This is a genomic window from Thalassotalea sp. PLHSN55 (assembly GCF_052030545.1).
Lineage (GTDB): Bacteria > Pseudomonadota > Gammaproteobacteria > Enterobacterales > Alteromonadaceae > CANMXU01.
Map to the genome: position 1 here is coordinate 1 of NZ_JBPDIH010000019.1, position 7,644 is coordinate 7,644.

6 protein-coding genes and 1 tRNA gene are annotated in these 7,644 nt (G+C 38.9%); all 7 read left to right on the top strand.

Annotated features, from left to right (window positions below):
* Positions 1-619 precede the first annotated feature (619 nt).
* The 7 genes from ACRRSQ_RS20385 to ACRRSQ_RS20415 all read left to right on the top strand — a co-directional run bounded on the left by ACRRSQ_RS20385 (position 620) and on the right by ACRRSQ_RS20415 (position 7,523).
* Positions 620-1,813: an outer membrane beta-barrel protein gene (locus ACRRSQ_RS20385; protein ID WP_440877619.1), complete on the top strand. Its 1,194-nt coding sequence runs from the start codon at positions 620-622 to the stop codon at positions 1,811-1,813.
* A 7-nt stretch (positions 1,814-1,820) separates the two neighbouring features.
* Complete coding sequence (locus tag ACRRSQ_RS20390) at positions 1,821-2,336, top strand: polysaccharide biosynthesis/export family protein (RefSeq protein WP_440877620.1); 516 nt, start codon at positions 1,821-1,823, stop codon at positions 2,334-2,336.
* Positions 2,333-4,495 carry a GumC family protein gene (locus tag ACRRSQ_RS20395; RefSeq protein WP_440877621.1) on the top strand — a complete coding sequence of 721 codons (2,163 nt, stop codon included), beginning with the start codon at positions 2,333-2,335 and terminating at the stop codon, positions 4,493-4,495. Before ACRRSQ_RS20390 ends, ACRRSQ_RS20395 begins: the two co-directional genes overlap by 4 nt.
* Positions 4,496-4,566: 71 nt before the next feature.
* On the top strand, positions 4,567-5,586 hold the full coding sequence (gene murB / locus ACRRSQ_RS20400; protein ID WP_440877622.1) for a UDP-N-acetylmuramate dehydrogenase: 1,020 nt from the start codon (positions 4,567-4,569) through the stop codon (positions 5,584-5,586).
* Between the two features lie 38 nt (positions 5,587-5,624).
* Positions 5,625-6,602 carry a bifunctional biotin--[acetyl-CoA-carboxylase] ligase/biotin operon repressor BirA gene (birA, locus tag ACRRSQ_RS20405; RefSeq protein WP_440877623.1) on the top strand — a complete coding sequence of 326 codons (978 nt, stop codon included), beginning with the start codon at positions 5,625-5,627 and terminating at the stop codon, positions 6,600-6,602.
* A complete protein-coding gene (locus tag ACRRSQ_RS20410; protein WP_440877624.1) occupies positions 6,599-7,321 on the top strand; it encodes a type III pantothenate kinase in 723 nt (240 codons plus the stop codon). The genes birA and ACRRSQ_RS20410 overlap by 4 nt, the downstream gene beginning before the upstream one ends.
* 126 nt (positions 7,322-7,447) lie before the next feature.
* Positions 7,448-7,523, top strand: a tRNA-Thr gene (locus ACRRSQ_RS20415).
* The last annotated feature ends 121 nt before the right edge of the window (positions 7,524-7,644 follow it).

A 7,644-nucleotide genomic window follows, 5' to 3' on the forward strand; every position in this document is an offset into this window, starting at 1 on the left:
ATGTGAGAGTAGGACATTGCTAGACTTCTAATTAAAGAAGCCCGATTCGAAAGAGTCGGGCTTTTTGCTGTCTGTGAAAAAATTTATTTAATTGAATTTAATCACAGTAGCGCCGATGGTAGTGCGACTAATATTTTGACAAGCCCATGTGAGAGTAGGGGAAAGTGGTTAATAGGCAAAGCGAATAGTTTCGCTTTGACCCAATTTTTCCGTATGAGCTCTGCGAATACGCGGGCCATGCTAGACTTCTAATTAGTCGCTCGATGAAGACATTCATCCATAATATCATCGACATTTGTACTTCGATGTACATCAAGCCCAATTCGAAAGAGTCGGGCTTTTTGCTTTTTATAATTCTAATTTTTGAAATATCATTTCAGTTTAGATCATTATCTGACGCTTGTTTATGTAGGTTCCTAAACTAAGTTACCGGCCAATAAACGTGTTAGTTTTGTCAAAGACTGCCCGAATATATCTTTTCCCTATATTTTATAAGGTTTTAAAAGAATTGATGCTCGATAATTAAGATTTACTGAACAATGTAAATTTTTTGTAAAATCTTGTTGTTTTTTAAGTCAATATACGTTGAAATAGCGTCATTAAAATAATAAAAAAAATTATGCATTTTCATATTTCACTTATAAGATTAATTATAATCTTATTTTCATATTCTATTAGCTCAAACCAAGCGCTTGCGTTTGAAGCAGATTATCCAAGTTATTCTTCGCAATTATCTAGCGATATCGTCCTAGGACTGGGTTATATCGATAACTTTTTATTTTCTGGTGAGAATAAAGAAAATACTCAAGTTATTTCAATAAAGCCTGAAATTGGCTTCAAATCGACTTGGGACAAAACCTTAGTTACTATTGAAGGTAAGGCTAATGTCAGTAGATTTTCAGAATTTGAAGAAGATGACAACACCAGCTATAGCCTTGCAGGTGAAGTAGCGCATTACTTTACCTATCAGCAAAAACTTTCATTGAAGTTAAACTATGGCGAGCAATACGAATATCGTGGAACAGGCACAAGTTTAGGCTTAGGTGAGATGCTCGATTCAGGTAATGAGCGTTTAAGGTCAAACTACCTTATTAATTACCGCTTTGGTCAAGATCACTCAATTGCCCGCATCAACTTATTTGTCGGACAGTCTTATCAAGAATATACCACTCGCCGCCAGTTTACTGATATCTATGATCTCGCTTCAAATCACCTTAGTGGTAAGTTCGATTTTTTTGTAGGTAACCATTTGTATGCTAGTGCTGAACTTAGCTACCAAGCTGACGATTATGAAAATAATGAAATGTTAAATGGCGAACATTATCAACTGCTTATTGGCAGCAAATGGCAAGCTAGTGAAGCCAGTATTTTTGAAGCGCTTATTGGCCAACAGCAGATACATTTTGATAATAAACTCTTAAATAGTAGTGAAGATTTTAGTTGGCGGATACTCTTTAACTGGAGACCCTATGATTTTTTCTCGATTAAACTAGATTCTCAAAGTGCTTATGAAGCGTCTTATCAAGGCAGCGATCAATATTTAGTGGTTGATCATATTAATGCTCATCTCGAATATGACGTCAATTCGCGGTGGTCATTAGCAACTACCTTGGGTTTAAATCGTAAAGAGATCCGAGGGCCAAGTTATCGTCGAAGTGATGATTTTGGTAAGTTTATTTTAGCGAGCGGTTATCATTTTTCTGAAACCCTTAGCTTTAAAGCGAAATATTTGTTTAATGATTTAACATCCAGTTTGCAAGGACTAGATTATCAACGGAATGAGTTAACGATACAGGTAAAGGTACTCATTTAAGTCGTATATGATAAAGCTTGCTTTTGCAGTAATGCTGCTAGTTAATGCTGTAACTTGTTACGGCGCTGACTATACTCTCGGTGTCGGTGATGAAATTGAAATCACTGTATATAACGAACCTGATTTATCTAAGAAAATAAAAATAGATAAATCAGGCGTTGTTTCGATCCCCTTTTTACCTGCAATAAATGTTATCGGACTCACCCCTAAGCGGCTTGCTCAACAAATTCATGACGGTTTAGAGGGGGATTATTTGATTAACCCGCAAGTATTTGTCAACGTGCTTTCATATCGACCTTTTTTTATTCATGGTCAAATCAAACGCCCAGGTGGCTATGCTTACCAAGAAGATCTTGATATAGGTAAGGCGATTGCTATAGCAGGAGGTTTAGCCCCTCGAGCATCGCGTTCAAACTGGTTAATCACACGCAAAGTTGAAGGTAAAACTGTGGTGCTTCAAGCTGATATCAGCACAAAGGTTTTTGCTGATGATATTGTTAGAATAGAGCAGAGTTTCTTTTGAACGAGCAGCCAAACACGCAAACGAACAATAGCGACGACGAGATTGATTTAAAAGAAATCATCTTGCCGTTGTGGCAGCGTGCTTGGAAAATTATACTCATAGCTGTGTTTGTTGCTGCGTGTGTTTATGGTTACGTTTCACTATTAAAACCTTCTTATCAAGCCACCGCTATTTTACAAATTGGTAGTAACAAAATCAGCAACAGCCTTTCCATTGAAGAAGCTTTTTCTCAAAGCGCTGCCAGTAAAGAGCAAATTCAAACCCAGTATGAATTATTGCGCTCTAGAAAATTTGCTGAGCGGGTGATCAGCAAATTTGACTTAACTCGCTCAGATGACTTTTCCGCAAATAAATACAGACCTCGTATAGCGAAGTATTTAAAAGGTTCTGTTAAACAAAAAACTGAGCTTAGCTTAAATCAAGCGGTAGCTATTTTTGCACAGCGCTTAACTGTAAGCCCTGTCAGCGGTACCGAACTGGTAAAAATTTCTTTTACTGCATATAACCCCGAACTTGCTAAAAATATTGCCAATTATATCGGCCAAGTTTATCTCGATTACAAAGATGAAATACAAAATGCCGCACAAGAAAATACTTCCAAGTGGTTGATTGAACAACTTGAAGAATTAGTCGTTAAACTAGAAAATTCGGAACAAAAACTGCAGCAGTATAGAGAACAGCAGGGCATTGTTGATATTGATGGCATTGTGGGTTTAGTTGCCACAGAGCTGAAAACATTAAAATCGTCATTAACCGCTGCGATCAAAACACAAGATGATCGCCATGTCAGTTATCAGTACATTCAGCAGTTTCGTGAAAACCAACAGCGTTTGCTCAATTTAAGTGAAATTGCTCACCATGTTACTTTACTGCCGTTATTAGCTAGCCAAGAAAAAATAACCCGTAAGCTTTATGAAGTGAGTCAACGCTACGGTAGGAAACACCCTAAACGCATGGCGGCAGCATCAGAGGTTGAAGCAATAAACGAGGCCATTGCCGTGCAAATTGGCAAGGTCGTTGATGGCATTGAAAAAGAGTATTTAAATGCAGGTCAAAAAATAAAAGCGATACAAGCACGGGTTGATGCCGCTAAAAAAGACTTTGTTCGTTTAACACGGTTGCAGAATAAGTTTTCGCAATTACAGCGTGAAGTACTGACCAATAAAGAACTATATAACAGCTATTTGGTCAAGCTAAAAGAAGCTGATGCTATGGATAACTACAAATCAGACTTCTACGTGCGCTTTATCGATAAAGCGGTTACGCCAACGTCGGCCGTTGCGCCGAAGAAAAAATTAATTGTTATACTGGCGTTTTTGTTGGCAGCTATGCTGGCTTCGCTATATGTATTGATCAGAGAATTACCAAAAAATAGCCTAAATTCTCATCGTAAATTAGAAAATTTTAGCGAAGCCCCTGTATTAGCTGTGTTACCTGAATTTAAACAGGGTAGCAAAGTGGCAAACGATGTTAATCGATACGGCGATAATCGTTTTGTTGAAGAGATCAGGCGACTGAGAACCAGCTTACTTTTTAATGGCGAGAAAAAATTACCCAAAGTCATCGCCATTACCTCGTCATTACCGAGTGAAGGAAAATCAACGGTTGCTTATCAATTAGCAAAATCTTTTGGTGAATTAGAAAAAGTACTGCTAATTGAAGGGGATTTACGCCATCCTACTTTGGCTAATCGAATAAACCTTTCGCCTTACCGCCCGGGTTTGTCAAATTTATTAGCCAAAACCCATGATTTTGAACAGTGTATTATCCGCAAGCATGACCGCTTAATTGATATCATAACCTCGGGTATTACGCCGAGTAATCCGATTAACTTCCTCACTAAAAAACGTTTTTCCATTTTGCTTGAGCAGTTCGGGCAATTTTATGATCGCATCATCATTGAAACACCACCGGTTATTGCGGTAAGCGACCCTATCATCATTGGTCGATTAGCCGATACCGTGCTTTATGTTGCCAATGGTGAAAAAACTCCACGAGATCAAATATACAGTGGCTTGCGTATGTTAAAACAAGCTAACATCAATACGTCGGGATTAATTATCAACCGTAGCAAACAAGTTGACCATTCTCGATACAGTGAAAAATATTATCATTCCGTCACCAATATCATTAAGTGGCCGAAACGTAAAGCCGGATAAAATATACTACAAGGGCTTAGCGATATTCGTTACACTACAGTCTATCTATATTTGCCATAAGCCTTGTTCTGTTGCCTTTAGTTTCATTAAAACGTCATAACAGTTTTGCTGTTAATGCCTACACGCCGAAAATTCATCAACCCAGTAATATTGATGAGTTAAACCAGCTTGTCAGCCTATTAGATAAACCTTTCTATATTTTAGGAGACGGCAGCAATACCTTATTTGCTGACCAACAAGCACCGGAGATCATCAAACCCAATTTTACCGGCATTGAAATTGAATCGCTTGAGCAGTGTTATCGCATCAAAGTTGCCGCTTCTGAAAATTGGCATCAGTTAGTTGTTTCTTGTGTGGAACAGGGTATTGGCGGTTTAGAGAATTTAGCGTTAATTCCTGGCAGTGTTGGCGCAGCACCGGTGCAAAATATTGGTGCTTACGGCGTCGATATCGCGATGTTTTGTACTGAGGTCAGTTGGTATGACTTTGCCAGTCAAACCTTAAAAACCTTAACAGCTGAGCAATGTCAGTTCAGTTATCGAGATAGCATCTTTAAATCAAGTCTTAAAAATAAGGGCTTGATCACCCATGTCACTTTTGAACTTCCGACACTTTGGCAACCGGTATTAAATTACGCCGGCTTAGATAGCCTACCTGCCACGGTTACCTGTAAAGAGGTGATGGCGAAAGTGATTGAAATTCGCCAGCAAAAGTTGCCTGATCCGAAATCGCTTGGCAATGCCGGCAGTTTTTTTAAAAACCCGGTAGTTAGCGCTGAAAAATTTAAACAACTGCAATTAAGCTTTGGCGATATGCCTCACTATGTACAAACTAATGGTGAAGTGAAGTTAGCAGCCGGTTGGTTAATTGATCAAGCAGGCTTAAAAGGTTATAGAACGGGTAATGTTGGCGTGCATGCTAAACAAGCTTTGGTATTGGTTAACTATGGTAGTGAATCAGGGCAAGATATTGTTGAGTTAGCCAAATTTGTTTGTGTGAAAGTTGCGCAAAAATTTAATGTTGAGTTAGAGCCTGAGGTTCGTCTTATTACTCGCACAGGTGAAACCGCATTTAAAACACTGATTGCTTAAAGAACTATAATTAACGACATGCTAATGAGAAACCCTTGATGGAAAAAACAGTAAAAGAAGAGCTTATTAAACAATTGGCGACCGGAGAGTTTGTTTCTGGGCAGCAGTTAGGTGATGTTTTAGGGATTTCACGAGCGGCTATTTCAAAGCATATTAAAGCCGTATCAGAAATGGGGCTTGATGTTTTTCGTGTCACCGGTAAAGGCTATAAGTTAGCCCAACCACTAGAGCTATTAAACGCTGACAAAATTTCTGCTGAGTTAATCAAATGTGATTTAACCAACAAGATTGAAGTGCATAATATCATTGATTCCACCAACGATTCACTGATGCGCCGATTACCTAATCAGGTAGAACAAGGTCAAGTATGTGTTGCTGAATACCAAAGTGCCGGGCGTGGCCGCAGAGGTCGGCAATGGATTTCGCCGTTTGGCTCACATATCTATTTATCTATGTATTGGTGTTTAGAGCAAGGCATGTCGGCAGCGATGGGCTTAAATATTGTTGCCGCATTAGCGGTGAGTGATGCTGTAAAAGCAGCTTTTGATATTGATGTTCAATTGAAGTGGCCAAACGATATTTATTTAGATGGGGTTAAGTTAGCGGGTATTTTGATTGACCTTGATGGCCAAGCACTTGACCCTTGTCATTGTGTTATTGGTATTGGCTTAAACTTAAAAATGCCAACAGATAGCGCTAAACAAGTAGATCAACCTTGGACTGATATTAGCCAGCACACCAATAAAGATATTAATCGAAACAAACTGGTGGTGGAGTTAATCAAAAGTTTAACTTGCCGTGTTAAACAACACCAAGGTGATGCACAAACAAATATAGTCGCAGAATGGCAGCAACTCGATTATTACTTTGATAAGCCCGTTAAATTGATATCAGGTGAAAGAATTGTTCGTGGTATTTGTCGAGGCATTGATCATCAAGGGGCGCTATTACTCGATATTGGTGGTGAAGTTAAACCTATGTATGGTGGCGAATTAAGCCTACGGGGTGATACATGATCATTCTTATCGATATTGGCAACACCCGTTGCAAATACATCACTGTAAATCATGGACAATTTAGTGAATTAAAAAGCATTAACAATAGCGAACTAACCACTAAATGGTGCGACAATCACTGGCACGATGCAGATAAAATTATTGTCGCGAGCGTAAAAATAGGTGAGGCCGCAGAATTAATTAACCAGTGGTGCAGTGCCATCAATAAACCTTTTCAGCGGGTGATCACCGAAGCCGAAAAAAATGGCGTATCCATTGCCTACCAAAATCCGCAGCAATTAGGGGTTGATCGCTGGTTAGCGATTTTAGCCGTTGCTACATTATACACTCAGCAAAATATTATCGTTGTTGATGCCGGAACTGCAACTACCGTTGATTTAGTTAGTGCAAAAGGAAAGCATTTAGGTGGCTGGATATTGCCGGGAATAGAGATGATGGTTGATAGTTTAAAACTAAATACTGATCAGGTGAAAGTAAACCCGCAACACATTAATAACATAGCACTTGGCTCAACGACATCCGATTGCGTCAATGGTGCTATTTGGGCTTCAACTCTGGGTATGATTGAACAAGCGTATATTTTTGCCCAGCAGCATAATATTGATATCGATAATATTGTCGTTACTGGTGGTAACGGTGAAAAACTTAGCAAGTTAATGACACGACCTTCGCTAAATATTCCTACATTAGTTTTCACTGGTTTGGCGCAATATATCTAATTCTTTTATAAAAACTTAACTAACTCGTTTAAAAAAACGTCAAACGGTTAAAAACATCACTTTTTTTTATTATTTCTATTGCAAGCGAGAAAACATTACACTAGAATTCGCTCCACTTAATGTAGTGCCGACTTAGCTCAGTTGGTAGAGCAACTGACTTGTAATCAGTAGGTCGCCAGTTCGACTCCGGCAGTCGGCACCATTAATACTTACTTAAACAAGAGTTTTTGTAAGTGAAAATAAATTTGGAGGGGTTCCCGAGTGGCCAAAGGGATCAGACTGTAAATCTGACGGCTCCGCCTTCGGTGGTTCGAATCCACCTC

Excerpts from the sequence above, each read along its gene's own strand:
- ACRRSQ_RS20385 (WP_440877619.1), top strand. The coding sequence starts at position 620 with ATGCATTTTCATATTTCACTTATAAGATTAATTATAATCTTATTTTCA.
- ACRRSQ_RS20390 (WP_440877620.1), top strand. The coding sequence starts at position 1,821 with ATGATAAAGCTTGCTTTTGCAGTAATGCTGCTAGTTAATGCTGTAACT.
- birA (WP_440877623.1), top strand. The coding sequence starts at position 5,625 with ATGGAAAAAACAGTAAAAGAAGAGCTTATTAAACAATTGGCGACCGGA.
- ACRRSQ_RS20410 (WP_440877624.1), top strand. The coding sequence starts at position 6,599 with ATGATCATTCTTATCGATATTGGCAACACCCGTTGCAAATACATCACT.